This window comes from Mesobacillus sp. S13, assembly GCF_020422885.1.
Lineage (GTDB): Bacteria > Bacillota > Bacilli > Bacillales > Cytobacillaceae > Mesobacillus > Mesobacillus selenatarsenatis_A.
The window spans coordinates 3,138,289-3,154,435 of sequence record NZ_CP084622.1 but is presented as its reverse complement, the minus strand read 5'-3'; the positions used below and the strand labels follow the sequence as shown (position 1 = coordinate 3,154,435).

19 protein-coding genes are annotated in these 16,147 nt (G+C 42.9%); 17 read left to right on the top strand and 2 right to left on the bottom strand.

Annotated elements, in window-relative coordinates; genetic code table 11:
* The first annotated feature begins 87 nt into the window (after positions 1-87).
* From LGO15_RS16175 to LGO15_RS16105, 15 genes are all read left to right on the top strand, one after another.
* On the top strand, positions 88-315 hold the full coding sequence (locus tag LGO15_RS16175; protein WP_167831437.1) for a YqzK family protein: 228 nt from the start codon (positions 88-90) through the stop codon (positions 313-315).
* 5 nt (positions 316-320) lie between these two features.
* On the top strand, positions 321-1,214 hold the full coding sequence (gene xerD / locus LGO15_RS16170) for a site-specific tyrosine recombinase XerD (RefSeq protein WP_167831436.1): 894 nt from the start codon (positions 321-323) through the stop codon (positions 1,212-1,214).
* Positions 1,215-1,479: 265 nt separating this feature from the next.
* Complete coding sequence (deoB, locus tag LGO15_RS16165) at positions 1,480-2,661, top strand: phosphopentomutase (protein ID WP_167831435.1); 1,182 nt, start codon at positions 1,480-1,482, stop codon at positions 2,659-2,661.
* Positions 2,662-2,673: 12 nt separating this feature from the next.
* Entirely contained in the window at positions 2,674-3,492 is an 819-nt protein-coding gene (locus LGO15_RS16160; protein ID WP_226085271.1) for a purine-nucleoside phosphorylase, read from the top strand.
* A gap of 45 nt (positions 3,493-3,537) precedes the next feature.
* The gene (locus LGO15_RS16155; RefSeq protein ID WP_226085270.1) at positions 3,538-4,842 is read left to right on the top strand and encodes a pyrimidine-nucleoside phosphorylase; all 1,305 of its coding nucleotides are present in this window, start codon (positions 3,538-3,540) and stop codon (positions 4,840-4,842) included.
* Positions 4,843-4,983: 141 nt separating this feature from the next.
* Positions 4,984-6,156 carry a D-alanyl-D-alanine carboxypeptidase family protein gene (locus LGO15_RS16150; protein WP_167831686.1) on the top strand — a complete coding sequence of 391 codons (1,173 nt, stop codon included), beginning with the start codon at positions 4,984-4,986 and terminating at the stop codon, positions 6,154-6,156.
* A gap of 142 nt (positions 6,157-6,298) precedes the next feature.
* Positions 6,299-6,649 carry an anti-sigma F factor antagonist gene (spoIIAA, locus tag LGO15_RS16145; RefSeq protein WP_167831432.1) on the top strand — a complete coding sequence of 117 codons (351 nt, stop codon included), beginning with the start codon at positions 6,299-6,301 and terminating at the stop codon, positions 6,647-6,649.
* Positions 6,650-6,652: 3 nt separating this feature from the next.
* Positions 6,653-7,093 (top strand): anti-sigma F factor, encoded by a 441-nt coding sequence (spoIIAB, locus tag LGO15_RS16140; protein WP_226085269.1) that lies wholly within the window; start codon positions 6,653-6,655, stop codon positions 7,091-7,093.
* A 13-nt stretch (positions 7,094-7,106) separates the two neighbouring features.
* Entirely contained in the window at positions 7,107-7,865 is a 759-nt protein-coding gene (gene sigF, locus LGO15_RS16135; RefSeq protein ID WP_167831430.1) for an RNA polymerase sporulation sigma factor SigF, read from the top strand.
* Between the two features lie 349 nt (positions 7,866-8,214).
* Positions 8,215-8,832 (top strand): stage V sporulation protein AA, encoded by a 618-nt coding sequence (locus LGO15_RS16130; protein WP_167831429.1) that lies wholly within the window; start codon positions 8,215-8,217, stop codon positions 8,830-8,832.
* The gene (locus LGO15_RS16125; protein WP_167831428.1) at positions 8,822-9,244 is read left to right on the top strand and encodes a stage V sporulation protein AB; all 423 of its coding nucleotides are present in this window, start codon (positions 8,822-8,824) and stop codon (positions 9,242-9,244) included. The genes LGO15_RS16130 and LGO15_RS16125 overlap by 11 nt, the downstream gene beginning before the upstream one ends.
* Positions 9,245-9,349: 105 nt before the next feature.
* Positions 9,350-9,928: a stage V sporulation protein SpoVABEA gene (locus LGO15_RS16120; RefSeq protein ID WP_226085268.1), complete on the top strand. Its 579-nt coding sequence runs from the start codon at positions 9,350-9,352 to the stop codon at positions 9,926-9,928.
* Positions 9,912-11,390 carry a spore germination protein gene (locus tag LGO15_RS16115; RefSeq protein WP_167831426.1) on the top strand — a complete coding sequence of 493 codons (1,479 nt, stop codon included), beginning with the start codon at positions 9,912-9,914 and terminating at the stop codon, positions 11,388-11,390. The genes LGO15_RS16120 and LGO15_RS16115 overlap by 17 nt, the downstream gene beginning before the upstream one ends.
* A gap of 216 nt (positions 11,391-11,606) precedes the next feature.
* Entirely contained in the window at positions 11,607-12,926 is a 1,320-nt protein-coding gene (gene lysA / locus LGO15_RS16110; protein ID WP_167831425.1) for a diaminopimelate decarboxylase, read from the top strand.
* A gap of 432 nt (positions 12,927-13,358) precedes the next feature.
* Positions 13,359-13,736 carry a GNAT family N-acetyltransferase gene (locus LGO15_RS16105; protein ID WP_167831424.1) on the top strand — a complete coding sequence of 126 codons (378 nt, stop codon included), beginning with the start codon at positions 13,359-13,361 and terminating at the stop codon, positions 13,734-13,736.
* Positions 13,737-13,749: 13 nt separating this feature from the next.
* Here LGO15_RS16105 and LGO15_RS16100 read toward each other — a convergent pair whose 3' ends face one another.
* On the bottom strand, positions 13,750-14,283 hold the full coding sequence (locus LGO15_RS16100; protein ID WP_226085267.1) for a DUF309 domain-containing protein: 534 nt from the start codon (positions 14,281-14,283) through the stop codon (positions 13,750-13,752).
* A 133-nt stretch (positions 14,284-14,416) separates the two neighbouring features.
* On the bottom strand, positions 14,417-14,512 hold the full coding sequence (locus tag LGO15_RS16095; protein ID WP_079509612.1) for a YjcZ family sporulation protein: 96 nt from the start codon (positions 14,510-14,512) through the stop codon (positions 14,417-14,419).
* A gap of 199 nt (positions 14,513-14,711) precedes the next feature.
* On the opposite strand from LGO15_RS16095, the gene LGO15_RS16090 reads away from it, so the two are divergent.
* Entirely contained in the window at positions 14,712-15,455 is a 744-nt protein-coding gene (locus tag LGO15_RS16090; RefSeq protein WP_226087916.1) for a segregation/condensation protein A, read from the top strand.
* Positions 15,456-15,459: 4 nt separating this feature from the next.
* A complete protein-coding gene (scpB, locus tag LGO15_RS16085) occupies positions 15,460-16,050 on the top strand; it encodes an SMC-Scp complex subunit ScpB (RefSeq protein ID WP_167831422.1) in 591 nt (196 codons plus the stop codon).
* The last annotated feature ends 97 nt before the right edge of the window (positions 16,051-16,147 follow it).

Sequence of the window (16,147 nt, the reverse complement as noted above, 5' to 3'; positions counted from 1 at the left end):
TTAGTATTAAGTATAGTCGAATAGAACATGACGGACTCTGAAAAAGGGGCATCCCTTGTTCTATGTGTCGGTTTGGAGGCAAGAAAAATGAAATCGTGGTTTGGATTGGTCCTGCATACATTAAAGGTGTTTATATTATTCACTGGATGCACAATCTTATTTTATTATGGTATCATGTGGATTAACGAAGAGTATGAGAGTTATCATCGATATGACGCACCAGAAGGAGCGGCTATAAAGGTGTCAGGAACTTTTGATGAAGAAAAGGGAAGTATGTTTGAAAGGCTTCTACTGTTTTATCTGAATGGGGAGTAATAAGAATGGAAGACAGGCTTGACGACTTTATCCACTTTTTAGTTGTTGAAAAAGGGCTTTCGAAGAACACGATCGTGTCCTATAAACGTGACTTGAACAGTTATATCACATATCTTAAAAATGTTGAACAGCTTGGGGACTTAAACGGTGTACAACGTCCTCAAATTGTTCATTTCCTGGGTCATTTGAAAGACACAGGAAAATCGTCAAAGACACTGGCAAGACATATTGCCTCAATCAGGGCTTTCCATCATTTCTTGCTGAGGGAAAAGGCGGTCGACCATGATCCCACGGTTCACATCGAGAGTCCTCAGCATGAACGGTCTTTGCCCAAGGTATTGAGTATGGAAGAGGTAGAGACACTTCTCGACAGCCCGAAACTGACTGACCATTTTGGCTATCGGGACAAGGCGATGCTGGAAATGATGTATGCTACCGGAATCCGTGTGAGCGAGCTGATAGGACTGAAATTATCAGACGTCCACCTGACTATGGGATTTGTCCGCTGCATGGGGAAAGGCAGCAAGGAAAGGATCATTCCTATTGGCAAAACTGCTTCAGATGCAATTGAGCAATATCTTGAAAAGGGCCGTCCGAAACTTATATCAAAAAAACATAAAGATGACTCTTTATTTTTGAATCACCATGGGAAGGGCCTATCACGTCAGGGTTTTTGGAAAATCCTCAAACGTCTTGCGACAGAAGCGGGAATTGAAAAAGAGCTGACCCCTCATACGATGAGACATTCATTTGCCACTCACCTGCTGGAAAATGGCGCCGATCTTCGCGCTGTACAAGAGATGCTGGGCCATGCGGACATCTCGACAACCCAGATCTATACCCATGTCACGAAGACAAGATTAAAGGATGTCTATACAAAATTCCACCCCCGTGCTTAACACAGCGGGATGCCTTCCGTGTTTAATGCATTGACCGATGAAGGCTGCGATTCACGCAATAGGATAATAGTTTCATAGAATTGTCATAAAAGGCCGGCTAAAAGTCGGCTTTTTTTCTTGTAATTTTATTTAAATTTAGTACAATGATGATGTCAGACTTCTGACAAATGAAAACGCAAGCATTCGGTTATCTGAAATAAAAAAGGGTATCATAAAATTGTGAAAAAGGTTAGTAACGCATTCACCATTTTAAGGAGGAGAAGGAATGTCGACTACATATAAAAGAGTGTTCTTGATCGTCATGGATTCAGTCGGGATTGGTGAAGCCCCGGACGCTGAAAAGTTTGGAGATAAAGGTTCCCATACACTGGGCCATATCGGAGAAAGAATGAATGGCCTGAACATGCCGAATATGGGCAAACTCGGCCTTAGTAACATCGAGGCGATCAAAGGAATCACTCCAGCAGATAAGCCACTGGCTTACTTCACAAAGATGGAAGAGGCTTCTAACGGCAAAGATACAATGACTGGCCACTGGGAGATCATGGGCCTGAATATCCAGACACCATTCCAGGTATTCCCTGATGGATTCCCGGATGAATTGATATCTGAGCTTGAAACACGAACTGGCAGGAAAGTCATCGGGAACAAGCCGGCAAGTGGAACGGAAATCCTTGTTGAGCTTGGCGAAGAGCACATGAAGACAGGAGCATTGATCGTTTATACTTCAGCTGATTCAGTGCTTCAGATTGCTGCTCACGAAGAAATCATCCCTATTGAAGAGCTTTATGATATTTGTAAGATTGCCAGGGAATTGACACTTGATGAGAAATACATGGTAGGAAGGGTCATCGCCAGACCATTCATTGGTGAACCTGGAGACTTCAAACGAACATCCAACCGCCATGACTATGCACTGAAGCCATTTGGAAGAACAGTCATGAATGAACTGAAGGACGCAGGACTTGACGTATTGGCCATCGGTAAAATCTCTGATATTTATGATGGGGAAGGTGTAACTGATTCTCTTCGCACAGTTTCCAATATGGACGGAATGGATAAATTGCTGCAGACACTGGATCAGGATTTTACAGGCTTGAGCTTCCTGAACCTTGTGGATTTTGATGCTTTGTTCGGACATCGCCGCGATCCTGAAGGGTATGGCAAGGCGCTGGAAGAATACGATGCACGTCTTCCTGAGGTATTCGAGAAATTGAAAGAAGACGATCTGCTTATCATTACGGCTGACCACGGAAATGATCCGGTTCATCACGGAACAGACCATACACGTGAATTTGTGCCGCTCCTCGTCTATTCAAAAGGAATGAACGAAGGAAAAGAACTGCCTGTCCGTAAAACATTTGCAGATATCGGTGCAACTGTTGCTGAAAACTTTAATGTGAAAATGCCGGACCACGGAACAAGCTTTCTAAATGAATTGAAATAAGGAGTGGATGTTATGGATTACAATTACATTCAAAATGCAGTATCTTTTATTAATGACAAACTGAAGAAGCAGCCGAAAATTGGGTTGATTCTCGGTTCAGGGCTAGGCGTACTTGCGGATGATATCGAGAACCCGGTTAAGATTCCTTACAACGAAATCCCGGGGTTCCCGGTTTCGACTGTAGAAGGCCATGCAGGACAATTGGTCTGCGGACAGCTCAGCGGTGTGGAAGTGATTGCGATGCAAGGACGTTTCCATTATTACGAAGGCTATAGTATGGATAAGGTTACTTTTCCAGTGCGCGTGATGAAGGAACTGGGAATTGATAAGCTGATTGTTACGAACGCTGCTGGCGGTGTGAACGAAAGCTTCGAGCCTGGCGATTTAATGATCATTACTGACCATATCAACAATATGGGAACGAATCCGCTTATTGGGCCAAATGATTCCCGTTTTGGCGTACGCTTCCCGGATATGAGTGAAGCTTACTCCAAGAAATTAAGAGGAGTTGCGAAAGAAGTTGCTGATAAGAACAACCTCACACTCAAAGAGGGAGTATATGTCGGTAACCCTGGACCAGTTTACGAAACACCTGCAGAAGTACGAATGATCCGTACAATGGGCGGTGATGCAGTCGGAATGTCCACAGTACCGGAAGTGATCGTTGCTAAGCATTCAGGACTTGAAGTGCTCGGCATTTCTTGTATATCTAATATGGCAGCAGGGATCCTTGATCAGCCTTTAAGCCATGATGAGGTAATCGAAACGACTGAAAAAGTGAAATCAAACTTCCTTTTACTCGTAAATGAGATTGTAAAAACGTTAGGATAAGAAATCAATAGCTTACCGGCTAAATAATGATAAGTGGTGATAAGGATGAGAATGGTTGACGTTATCGAGAAAAAACGTGACGGGCATGAATTATCAACTGAAGAGATCCGATTTTTTGTTGAAGGCTACACGGATGGATCGATTCCAGACTATCAGGTAAGTGCCCTGACAATGGCAATTTTTTTCCAGGGCATGACGGAAAAAGAGCGTGCAGACCTTACAATGGCCATGGTGAAATCTGGGGACCAGATTGATTTATCAGCCATTGAAGGCGTGAAAGTCGACAAGCACTCTACAGGCGGTGTAGGTGATACGACGACTCTTGTTTTAGGACCTTTAGTAGCAGCTTTAGGTGTACCGGTCGCAAAAATGTCCGGACGCGGGCTTGGCCACACAGGAGGGACAATCGACAAGCTGGAGGCTGTTGAAGGCTTCCATGTTGAAATCGATAATGATGAATTCATCAATCTTGTAAATAAAAATAAAATTGCCGTCATCGGCCAAAGCGGAAACCTGACTCCGGCTGATAAAAAGCTTTATTCATTGCGAGATGTAACAGCTACTGTGGACAGCATCCCATTGATTGCGAGCTCAATCATGAGCAAGAAAATCGCTGCTGGAGCTGACGCGATCGTCCTTGATGTTAAAACAGGTGCAGGCGCATTCATGAAGACTCTCGATGATTCTCGTGAATTGGCTAAGGCGATGGTCCGAATCGGTAATAATGTTGGCCGCAGGACGATGGCTGTCATTTCGGATATGAGCCAGCCGCTTGGATATGCAATCGGTAACGCTTTAGAAGTTAAGGAAGCAATTGATACATTGAAGGGTGAAGGTCCAGAAGACCTGACTGAACTTTGCTTGACGCTTGGCAGCCACATGGTATTCCTTGCTGGAAAAGCTGAATCTCTTGGAGAAGCACGCAGCAAGCTGGAAGAAGTGATCAAGAACGGTACCGCACTTGAAACATTCAAAGTGTTCCTGGCATCCCAGGGCGGAGATGCTTCGGTTGTCGACGATCCAAGCAAGCTTCCTCAGGCAAAATACACCTTTGAGCTTGAGGCAAAAGAGGCAGGATATGTTTCTGAAATCATTGCTGACGAAGTAGGAACAGCAGCTATGCTTCTTGGCGCAGGAAGAGCTACGAAAGAATCTGTAATCGACCTCGCAGTAGGTTTGGTATTGCGCAAGAAAATTGGCGATAAAGTCGAAAAAGGCGATTCACTTCTTACAATCTATAGCAACTTTGAGGATGTAAATGAAGTGAAGGAAATGCTGTATGAAAATATTAAGGTAACAAGTGAACATGTAGAAGCACCTATTCTGGTTCATGAAGAAATCACTGAATAAATAGATGCAGGAAGAAGCGAAGAGGCAACTCTTCGCTTTTTTGTGTGCAGAAAATCAAGGTTTTATATACCTTGATTGTATAAAAATGGATTCGTTGGAAAAAATAGACCCTATAAAGATAGGAGGGTTATGGCCATGAATCTGAAAAAGTTGACGAGTATACTGCTTGTTTTTATGATGGGCGCTGCAATTACATCCCCAATAGGGTACGCAAATGAGGGAGACCCGGGACTGGCTGATGATGCCAGTTCAGCTATTTTGATTGAACGTGATACTGGTCAGGTTTTATTTGATAAAAACAGTCATGAAAAACTCCCGCCAGCCAGCATGACAAAAATCATGACTATGCTCTTAATCATGGAAGCATTGGATGAAGGCAGGCTGAAAATGGACGAAAAAGTCCGGGCCAGTGAATATGCTGCTTCTATGGGAGGTTCACAAATTTTCCTTGAGCCAGGAGAAGAAATGACAGTTGAGCAATTGCTGAAAGGAATTGCAATCGGATCAGGAAATGATGCATCAGTTGCCATGGCTGAACGAATTGGCGGGTCTGAAGAAGCTTTCGTCAAAATGATGAATGAGAAAGTAAAAGAGCTCGGTTTGAAGAATACAGTATTCAAGAACACGACCGGATTGCCTGTCGATGGTCATTACAGTTCAGCATATGACATGTCCATGATGGCAAAAGAGTTGCTGAAATATGAAAAAATTACTAAATTCACTGGAACGTATGAAGACTATCTCCGGGAGGATTCTGAAAAGAAATTCTGGCTGGTCAATACGAATAAGCTTGTTCGTTTTTATCCAGGAGTGGATGGACTGAAAACAGGATTTACAAATGAGGCGAAATATTGCCTGACGGCTACAGCTCAAAAGGATGGCATGCGTGCGATTGCCGTCGTGTTTGGAGCCCCAACCTCCAAGGCAAGGAATGCACAGGTAACGAAAATGCTGGATTATGCTTTCAGCCAATACCAGACACATCCTATGTTCAAGAAAGGCCATGCACTTGGTAAAGCAGCCATCAGCAAAGGTGACAAGAAGACAATCAATGCTGTCACATCTGAAAGTGTCTCACTATTGACTAAAAAAGGTGCAGACGTCAAGGATGTAAAGCAGAAAATCACTTTGAATAAGAGCCTTAAAGCACCTGTCCAAAAAGGTGACAAGGTAGGCACTTTGAAACTGGTCAAAGACGGCAAAACTCTTGCTGAAACACCTCTTGTTGCTGATGCGACGGTAGAAAAAGCTAGCTGGTGGACATTGTATAAACGCTCATTTGGAATGTTTACGAGAGCAGGAAGCCAGCAATAATGTGAATTTTTGAAAGAGAATGTCGAAAACTCTGCCATTCCATCTAGTTTTAGCGAATGGGCACTAGTTTTGTTCTTAAGAAGGATTTGCCTGAATCAATGGAGAATTTGACTCACTATACCAGATAAGGAGGCTTTGGATAGTGAGTCTTAACATTGATATCGAAGTGAAGCATGACGTCTTATTAATTCGAGTAAGTGGTGAATTGGATCACCATACCGCAGACCAGCTTCGCGAGCAGGCAACAAAAGCCCTTGAAAACGAAGAAGTCCGCCACATTGTCTTGAACCTCGAACATCTTACATTTATGGATAGTTCAGGTCTTGGGGTAGTTTTAGGCAGGTATAAACAAATCAAGCAGCTTCATGGAGAAATGGTTGTATGCGCAATTTCTCCGCCAATCAAGAGATTATTTGATATGTCGGGACTATTTAAGATTATCCGTCTTGAACCGACAGAAGAATATGCATTAGAGAGATTGGGGGTTGCTTGATATATGAAGAATGAGATGAATCTTCATTTTAGCGCATTAAGCCAGAACGAGTCTTTCGCCCGCGTCACTGTCGCTGCCTTCATTGCGCAGCTGGACCCAACGATGGACGAACTGACCGAAATCAAGACGGTCGTATCTGAAGCGGTAACGAACGCGATTATTCATGGATACGAAAGCAATCCAGATGGAAAAGTGTTCATTTCTGTGATGCTTGAGGATGGAATGGTAGAAATGGTGATCAGGGATGAAGGAATAGGGATTCCGGATATCGATGAAGCCATGCAGCCACTGTATACCTCTAAGCCTGAGCTTGAAAGGTCCGGTATGGGCTTTACGATTATGGAAAATTTCATGGACGAAGTACAAGTGAGATCAGAGCCCGGCTTTGGGACAGAGATTCGTTTGAAAAAGCACCTGTCAAAGAGCAAAGCGCTGTGCAATTAAGGGAGTTCTGCCTATGGATGTGGAGGTAAAAAAGGATAATAGCCAAACGTATCTTAAGGACCATGAAGTCAAAGAACTGATTTTGAGAAGCCAGCAGGGTGACCAGGCGGCCAGAGATTTAATCGTCCAGAAGAATATGCGGCTCGTATGGTCTGTCGTTCAGCGCTTCCTCAACAGGGGATATGAACCGGACGACCTGTTCCAGATTGGCAGCATCGGCCTCTTAAAATCAGTTGATAAATTTGACCTTTCGTATGACGTAAAATTTTCAACGTATGCCGTCCCAATGATTATTGGGGAAATCCAGCGTTTCATCCGGGATGACGGCACCGTGAAAGTGAGCAGGTCGCTAAAGGAAACCGGGAATAAGATACGGAAAGCCAAAGACGAGCTTTCCAAAACTTTGGGCAGGGTACCGACTGTCAACGAAATAGCCGAGTTTCTGGAACTATCACCGGAAGATGTGATCATGGCGCAGGAAGCAAGCCGCAGTCCAGCATCCATCCATGAAACGGTGTACGAGAACGACGGCGACCCCATTACCCTGCTGGACCAGATAGACAACGGGGAAGAAGGGCGCTGGTTTGATAAAATTGCGTTAAAAGAGGCGATTAACGAGCTGGACGAACGGGAAAGGCTGATCGTGTACTTGAGGTACTATAAGGATCAGACTCAATCCGAAGTTGCAGTCCGACTGGGCATATCCCAGGTTCAAGTCTCACGCCTCGAAAAGAAAATACTGCAGCAAATGAAAGGCCGTATGGATCTTTGAATCCATATGGCTTTTTTTTGTTTCCCTTTAACTAACAATCTTTCGAGGGGAGAAATAGCTTCTATTAAGTCACCTATTGAGCGCATTGGCGCCCGAAAAACCAAGATTCAGGTAAAAAGAGGTCACCAATGAAGTGTATTGGCGTAAAAAAAACAAGATTCAGGAAAAAGAGGTCACCAATGAAGCGCATTGGCATCCTAAAACCAAGATTATGGAAAAACAGATCTCCAATAATGCACATATCCCAAAAAGGAAGCCTGCCACCTTAACCAATTATTGGACTTCATGAAATATCTGCTGGAATACATACTAAATATACGAGGAAAACACTGTGTTGGAAGTGAATCTGATGGAAAAAACGATTTATATCCGTATGCGGAATCGCGTCCAGGTCAAACCTGAGCAATCCCTAATAATGAAGGATATTGCGCAAATCATCGCTAGTGAAGAGATTTATCAGGATTTGGCTGCTCTTCAGGTTAAAAAGATCTTGCCAAAGGACCATATACACATTGTCGATGTCATGAAGGTCATTCGTTTCATTTCAGAGATATACCCTGATCATGAAATCCAGACTGTTGGCCCTCCGCAAACGATTATTGAGGTGATTTACAAGAAGAAAGGGATGTCAATCCCCTTTTTTATCCTTGTATGGTTCCTGTTATTTTTCGGTGCAGCGTTGACCATCATGAATTTCCATGAAGATGTCAGCATGCAGACGGTGCATCAGCGGCTTTATTTTATCATGACAGGGAAAGAGGTTGCGAAGCCGCTGCTATTCCAGATTCCCTACTCAATTGGCATTGGCCTCGGCATGATCCTGTTTTTTAACCATGTATTTAAAAAGAGGCTGAATGAAGAACCTAGCCCGCTTGAAGTAGAAATGTTCAACTATCAGCAATCTCTCGATCAATATGTGATCCTTCACGAAAACAAGGAAAGCGTGAAACATATTCATGACGATTAGTATCTTGTTGATTATTCTCATCGGGCTGGCGAGCGGGCTTGCTGTAGGATCTGGTTTTGTAGCTTTCTTATCGGTGCTCGGAGTGATTCCCAGACTCACACAGCTGACAAAGACGATGAAGCTGATTTCCTGGTATGAGTGGGCGGTGGTATGCGGTGCCCTGCTCGGAACAGCCGGAAGCCTGAGAGACCCTGTGATGAGCTTCTCTCCCTACATCACGATCCCACTTGGGTTGGCGGGGGGAGTATTTGTCGGTATGCTGGCAGCTGCGTTGACAGAAGTCTTGAATGTACTGCCAATCCTTGCGAAAAGAGTCAGGGTAGATGATAAGCTTGAGACATTGCTGATGGCGATTGTACTGGGAAAAATATTCGGTTCATTATTCCATTGGATTTACTTTGTAGGACGATAATCAATGGGCTCAGTCGTTTTTAAACTGGAGTTAGTGCCTGCAACGGTTTCGGTAACATTTATTTAAGATATTTGAAAAAATGAGTGGCAGAAAGGACGGCAAAGAATGGCCGAAAAAAGGAAGGTAATCTTAATTACAGATGGCGATGATTATGCCCGGCGTGCAGTTGAGCACGTGGCTGCAGAAGTAGGCGGGCGCTGCATCTCTGTTTCTCATGGCAATCCTTCTGTCCTTTCGGGACCGCATCTTGTTAAATTAATCAAAAAGGCAGCAAAGGACCCTGTATTGGTCATGTTCGATGATAGTGGTTTTCTTGGAGAAGGAGCAGGGGAGAAGGCGCTCAAATACGTCGCTGAGCACGATGACATTGAGGTGCTTGGAGCCATTGCAGTCGCTTCGAAAACGCATATGGCAGAATGGAGCCGAGTGGATTTTTGCATAGATCGGGATGGTGAACTCACCCCCTATGGTGTTGACAAACATGGAGTACCGGAACTTGAAATGGGCAGAATTAACGGAGATACGGTGTACTGTTTGGATACGCTTGATGTCCCATTAATAATTGGAATAGGTGATATCGGTAAAATGGCCAGGCGAGACCATTATAAAATAGGTTCACCAATCACGAAGAAAGCAGTGGAAATCATCCTTGAAAGGAGTGGATTCTATGCCAAAGAAGAATGACAAGCTTCCTATCCCGCAATCATTGGACGAGGCTGAAAAGTATATGAAAGAACGCGTCGGCCTGGAAGCCAGTTTTGACCTTGGAGTTCGGAAGCTGAAAATCCTTAAAAAGAATGTCCATTTTTATTATGTGAATGGTTTGTGTGATACTAGCTTCATCGTACATATTGTTGAAGAGCTAGTGGACATCAACGATAATGAAAAACTTTCTACCCATCTGCAAGAGATTGTCGAAAACCGGATTACCCACCAGTCTGTAGAAAAAATCAAAACGATGGATGAACTGGTCGATCAGGTTCTTTCGGGTCTCATTGTCATATTGGTCGAGGGGGAAGGAATAGGGTTAGTCGTTGATGTCAGAAGCTATCCAGGAAGACAGCCGCAAGAGCCAGATACAGAAAAGGTTGTGCGTGGTTCCCGGGATGGCTTTGTTGAAAATATTATTGTCAATACAGCACTGACAAGAAGGCGAATCAGAGACGAGAACCTGCGTTTTGAGATGATGAAGGTAGGAGAAAGGTCAAAATCAGATGTTGCCATTGGCTATATTAAAGATATAGCAAATCCCGACTTGATCAATGTCATCAAAAAAGAGCTAAAGGCAATCGAAATTGATGGAATTACGATGGCTGATAAAACCATCGAAGAATTTTTAGTGAAACAAGGCTATAATCCATACCCGCTTGTAAGGTACACGGAGAGAGCTGATGTGGCTGCAACCCACCTGCTTGAAGGACATGTTCTCATTTATGTTGATACATCACCAAGCGTCATCATTACGCCAACAACCTATTTTCATCATCTTCAGCATGCTGAAGAGTACCGACAATCACCTGGGGTCGGAACGATGGTTCGCTGGATCCGATTCCTTGGTGTTCTTGCATCCCTTTTGCTATTGCCGTTATGGTACTTATTTGTTCAGAATCCGGATCTGCTTCCTGAGAAAATTTCCTTTATCGGGCCAAATGAAGAGTCGAATATTCCGATTTTCTTGCAAATCATGCTTGCGGATGGCGGTATAGAGTTCCTAAGAATGGCAGCCATTCACACTCCGACCCCTCTATCGACAGCGATGGGTTTAATTGCTGCAGTCCTGATTGGGCAAATTGCCATCGATGTAGGGATGTTTGTGCCAGAAGTTATCCTTTATGTAGCTGTGGCGGCAATCGGCACTTATGCGACACCAAGTTATGAACTTAGTATAGCGAATAAAATAGGAAGGGTATTTCTGCTGATTTCGACGGCCATTTTCCATATCCCCGGCTTTGTTGCCGGCACCACAATATGGCTGTTGCTGCTTGCTAGTATCAAATCCTTGAACACACCTTATCTATGGCCATTCATTCCTTTTCATCCTGTTGCCTTTATGCAGATTTTGATCAGGAGAGCTGTGCCAGGTTCGAAAATCCGTCCAAGCATCGTCCATGCGCGGAATCGCTATAAGCAGCCATCAAAATCCTGACCAGGAAGCAATTGCACGTTCCCTCAAATTATGATAAAGTGTTTTTAATTTACTAAAGACTTAAAGCGAAAAATAGAATAGACAGTTCACCAGATGAACTGTCTATTTGTTTATCTTTTTCAGATGGATAGCTTAACAGCGCGAAAGAACAGGTTATGCTGAATTGACTGAACAATGAAAATTATGATCTTAAATGGCAAGGGATGAGGGGACAACATGGAATTTCATGGAACTGCAACAGTTAATCGACTAGGACATTTGGAAATTGGCGGTGTTGATACAATCCAGCTGGCTGAGAAGTATGGAACTCCGCTGTATGTTTATGACGTTGCCTTAATCAGGGACAGGGCAAGAGCGTTCAAAAAAACGTTTGAGAATGCTGGTATAACCGCTCAAGTGGCGTATGCAAGTAAAGCCTTTTCAACTGTGGCAATGGTGCAGTTGGCGGCTGAGGAAAATCTTTCGCTGGATGTTGTATCAGGCGGAGAACTTTATACAGCTCTTGCTGCTGGCTTCCCGACAGAAAAAATCCATTTTCATGGAAACAATAAAAGCCGTGAAGAACTGATCATGGCCATCGAACACAATATCGGCTGTATTGTTGTCGATAACTTTTATGAGCTGGAAATGCTCAAGGAAATCTGTAAAGAAAAAAATACGAAAATAAAGGTTTTACTGCGAGTTACACCCGGCATTGAAGCGCATACCCATGATTATATTTTAACGGGCCAGGAAGACTCCAAGTTCGGATTCGATTTACAGAATGGACAAGCAGATAAGGCGATTGAACTTTGCCTGGAGGATCAACATATCGAAGTTCTTGGTCTGCACTGCCACATTGGATCGCAAATCTTCGAAACAACTGGCTTCATCCTTGCTGCACAGAAAATCTTTGAAAAACTTCATCAGTGGAAACAAGCACTTAATTTTGAATCTACAGTGCTTAATCTTGGCGGAGGTTTTGGGATTCGTTATACAGACGAAGATGATCCAATCCCAGCAGCTCAATATGTAGAGGAAATCATTGCTGAAGTGAAAAAGCAAGCTTCACATTTTTCAATGGCAATGCCGGAAATCTGGATCGAGCCAGGTCGTTCTCTGGTAGGGGATGCAGGAACAACACTTTATCGAGTTGGTTCGCGAAAGGATGTACCGAATGTGCGCCAGTACGTAGCTGTCGATGGAGGAATGAGCGACAATATCCGACCTGCCTTGTACCAGGCTAAATACGAAGCAGTCCTTGCGAACAGAGTGATGGACAAACCTGATGAAACTGTATCGATTGCCGGTAAGTGCTGTGAATCAGGTGATATGCTAATTTGGGACCTTCCGCTGCCAAAGGCTGGAGACCAGGATGTATTGGCTGTTTTTTGCACCGGTGCCTATGGGTATTCAATGGCCAATAACTATAATCGCTTGCCTAGACCGGCAGTGGTTTTCCTGGAAGATTCAAAGGACACCCTTGTCGTTCGCCGCGAAACATTCGAGGATATGGTAAAATTAGATCTTCCTTTTAAAGAAAAGGTAAGATATTAAAGCTGCTTTTGCGCAGCTTTTTTTAAAGGTTAAAAAGTGGAAATTTCGCTTCGTTGGCGAAAAACCCGGTCTTGTTGTAGAATTACAGATTGGGAGGGATTCCGTTTGAGAAAGAACAATTGGCTGTTATTCCTGTTATTGCTTTTGATGTCTGTTGGCTGGGGAGCCTATTACTGGTTTTTCATCGTACCGGGACAATAAGTCTCAGAAAAGATTTGAAGTATCGTTTTAGATTATGTATGATATTATCAATTCAAGTAAAATATTGAACCATCATTCGAGGAAAAACATATATTATTAAAACCGTGTTATTACATGTGATTTTTTCGCTTCCATTAAAAGGGGAACCAAGGGTTTAAGTTGGATGAAAAATGGAAAAAATAGATTTGTTATCATTCCATTATTATTGGCAAACCACAATGAGGGATATCTATGTTAATTCGATATAAAAAGGCATTTGAAAAGATCGCGATGGGATTATTATCTTTTATGCCAAATGAAAAGGATTTGAAAAAACTTCAGCAGACGATGAGGAGTTATGAAAGTGATGATTCATGGCAGCTGTTTTTGTGGAAGGACGGAGAAGATATCATCGGGCTTTTGGGTGTTAACTTCACTGATGATAAACTGATGCAGCTTATGCACATCTCAGTGAACCCATCACACCGCCACCAGGGAATAGGAAGGCGTATGGTCAACTCCCTGCAGGAGATGTTTCCTGAATGGACAGCAGTTGCTAATGCTGAAACAGCATCCTTTTTTGAAAAGTGCAGTGAGGTAGACAATAGTGCAGAAGGCAGTGGATGTTAAATCCAACTGCCTTTTATTTTTTGTCTCTTTTTTTCCTATCCTCAAGAGCCATTTGCCGGTCTGTAATGACATCGCTTCGATCACGTTGAGAATGTCGATGGATTAAATCAAAGTTCTCGAGATTGCTGCAGGTCCCCCAAGTAAATCCGTTTTGTCTGCATTCTTCAAGGCAAAGCCTTTCAAGTTCCTTATCAACTAAAGGAAGGTTAAAGCTTGTATAAGGAATCTTGTTAAGTAAGTTTTCTTTTCTTTTACGCAGTGTTCCTGACAAAAGGTCAGGATCAATTCCCAACTGATTAACCGCATCTTTATCGTTTGAGAAGATTTCCAGTGATTTATCTAAAGTCCGTAAAGCTCCTGAGAAATTTTTCCGGCGATGATGGTAATTTGATACCGCCAAAAGGATTAGTGCCACCCAAATGGATTTTTTATTGCCGGCATCTGTCGCTTTCCAATATTCTTCCAGTATTTCATGGCATTCAAAATAATCTCTGTCTCCATGGAAATGAGCGAGATATTGTATATAGGATATTGGATATTTAATCATGAATTAACCCCCTATCAAGTACTACTAGCTTAGCATATAATCAGTAAAATGATAAAAGGAACAAGTGCCGCTCAGCTCGAAATAAAAAAGCCCGGCCAGTGCCGGGCATCTTCTTCATTGGGATTGCACAAGCTTATAACCAGGCAGCACCAACGATGATGAGCAAAATGAAAAGCACGACGATTAAAGCAAACCCTGCACCGTAACCATAACCTTTTCCATCAGACATTTAACATACCTCCTATTAGTGAAATAGCCTAGTATTCAATCACAGCATATGCAGGAACAAGGAGAAAGGTTTGGGCGCATCGCCTACTTTTTACAATAACTTCAGTTTTAACGATGTAAATTAGTAATGGATAACATGAAGTGAATCTACTATACTTATATAATGATGCAGTTCAATATAGGAATTTTGGTGGGAAATGATGCAATATAATGTGAAAATCGAGGCCTTTGAAGGTCCGTTGGATTTACTTCTGCACTTGATCAATACTTTGGAGATTGATATTTACGATATACCAGTAGCGGAAATAACGGAACAATATTTAATGTACATTCATGCAATGAAGGAACTGCAGCTGGATGTCGCAAGTGAATATCTTGTAATGGCAGCGACCCTGTTGGCAATCAAAAGCAAGATGCTCCTTCCTAAGCATGAGGAAGAACTGGAAGATGATTTTGGATTTGATGATGATGGCGATCCGCGAAATGAACTTGTGGAGAGATTGATTGAATATAAAAAGTTCAAAGAGGCAGCGATTGACCTGAAATCACTTGAAGAGGAACGGGGACTTATGTATACCAAACCCCCAAGTGACCTTACGGAATATGCCCTCGAAACCAAGGGTGAAAATACAGACTTGGATATCTCTTTGTATGACATGCTGGGTGCATTTCAAAAGCTATTAAGAAGGAAAAAGCTGCAAAGGCCAATTTCAACTAAAATCGCCCGTCAGGAAATTTCCATTGAAAAAAGGATGGATGAGGTCTTAAGCTTCTTGAGAAAAAGCGGCGAAAGGAAAAATTTCAATGATTTGTTTCCCGAATCTGACCGCGAGCACATTGTCGTTACATTCCTGGCGATTTTAGAGTTGATTAAACGGAAAGAAATCGACATAGAGCAAGAGCGGAACTTTGCTGAAATATACATGACAGCCAGAAAGGAGTAAACTCGTGGGAATAGTGAAGTGGAAAGGAATATTGGAGAGCCTTCTGTTTGCAGCAGGTGATGAGGGTTTGAGCATGAAGCAAATTACAGCTGTGCTTGAAGTGGACGAAATCCAGGCAAATGAAATTGTTACCGAACTTAAGCAGGATTATGAAAAAGACGAAAACCGCGGCATAACAATCGTACAGCTGGCCGGTGTGTACCAGCTGGCCACGAAAAAAGAACATGCTGGTTATTTAAAGAAGCTTGTTGAATCACCGGGAACTGCTCATTTGTCACAAGCTGCCCTAGAAACTTTGGCGATTGTAGCTTATAAGCAGCCAATTACTAGAGCTGAAATTGAAGAAATCCGCGGAGTGAAAACGGAAAGGCCGCTTCATACGCTTTCATCAAGAGCGCTGATTAAAGAGGTTGGCAGAGCAGAGGGTACTGGACGAGCTATCCTATATGGAACAACAAAAGAATTCCTGGATTACTTTGGCTTGAAAAATATAAACGAGCTTCCTCCTCTTCCCGATCATGTGGAGGACGATGTGCAGGATGACGCAGATTTATTCTTTGAGAAATTCCAGGAAACAATGGAAGCAGATCAATAGCTTTTGTGCACAAAGTTTAGAATTTATGATAAAATCAAAATAATTATTTATGAAATGCTTGGACGGGTGCCAGTTTGCAGGCATTTAAAAGCATTTT

Excerpts from the sequence above, each read along its gene's own strand:
- LGO15_RS16175 (WP_167831437.1), top strand. The coding sequence starts at position 88 with ATGAAATCGTGGTTTGGATTGGTCCTGCATACATTAAAGGTGTTTATA.
- xerD (WP_167831436.1), top strand. The coding sequence starts at position 321 with ATGGAAGACAGGCTTGACGACTTTATCCACTTTTTAGTTGTTGAAAAA.
- deoB (WP_167831435.1), top strand. The coding sequence starts at position 1,480 with ATGTCGACTACATATAAAAGAGTGTTCTTGATCGTCATGGATTCAGTC.
- LGO15_RS16160 (WP_226085271.1), top strand. The coding sequence starts at position 2,674 with ATGGATTACAATTACATTCAAAATGCAGTATCTTTTATTAATGACAAA.
- LGO15_RS16155 (WP_226085270.1), top strand. The coding sequence starts at position 3,538 with ATGAGAATGGTTGACGTTATCGAGAAAAAACGTGACGGGCATGAATTA.
- spoIIAB (WP_226085269.1), top strand. The coding sequence starts at position 6,653 with ATGAAGAATGAGATGAATCTTCATTTTAGCGCATTAAGCCAGAACGAG.
- sigF (WP_167831430.1), top strand. The coding sequence starts at position 7,107 with ATGGATGTGGAGGTAAAAAAGGATAATAGCCAAACGTATCTTAAGGAC.
- LGO15_RS16130 (WP_167831429.1), top strand. The coding sequence starts at position 8,215 with ATGGAAAAAACGATTTATATCCGTATGCGGAATCGCGTCCAGGTCAAA.
- LGO15_RS16125 (WP_167831428.1), top strand. The coding sequence starts at position 8,822 with ATGACGATTAGTATCTTGTTGATTATTCTCATCGGGCTGGCGAGCGGG.
- LGO15_RS16120 (WP_226085268.1), top strand. The coding sequence starts at position 9,350 with ATGGCCGAAAAAAGGAAGGTAATCTTAATTACAGATGGCGATGATTAT.
- LGO15_RS16115 (WP_167831426.1), top strand. The coding sequence starts at position 9,912 with ATGCCAAAGAAGAATGACAAGCTTCCTATCCCGCAATCATTGGACGAG.
- lysA (WP_167831425.1), top strand. The coding sequence starts at position 11,607 with ATGGAATTTCATGGAACTGCAACAGTTAATCGACTAGGACATTTGGAA.
- LGO15_RS16105 (WP_167831424.1), top strand. The coding sequence starts at position 13,359 with ATGTTAATTCGATATAAAAAGGCATTTGAAAAGATCGCGATGGGATTA.
- LGO15_RS16100 (WP_226085267.1), bottom strand. The coding sequence starts at position 14,283 with ATGATTAAATATCCAATATCCTATATACAATATCTCGCTCATTTCCAT.
- LGO15_RS16095 (WP_079509612.1), bottom strand. The coding sequence starts at position 14,512 with ATGTCTGATGGAAAAGGTTATGGTTACGGTGCAGGGTTTGCTTTAATC.
- LGO15_RS16090 (WP_226087916.1), top strand. The coding sequence starts at position 14,712 with ATGCAATATAATGTGAAAATCGAGGCCTTTGAAGGTCCGTTGGATTTA.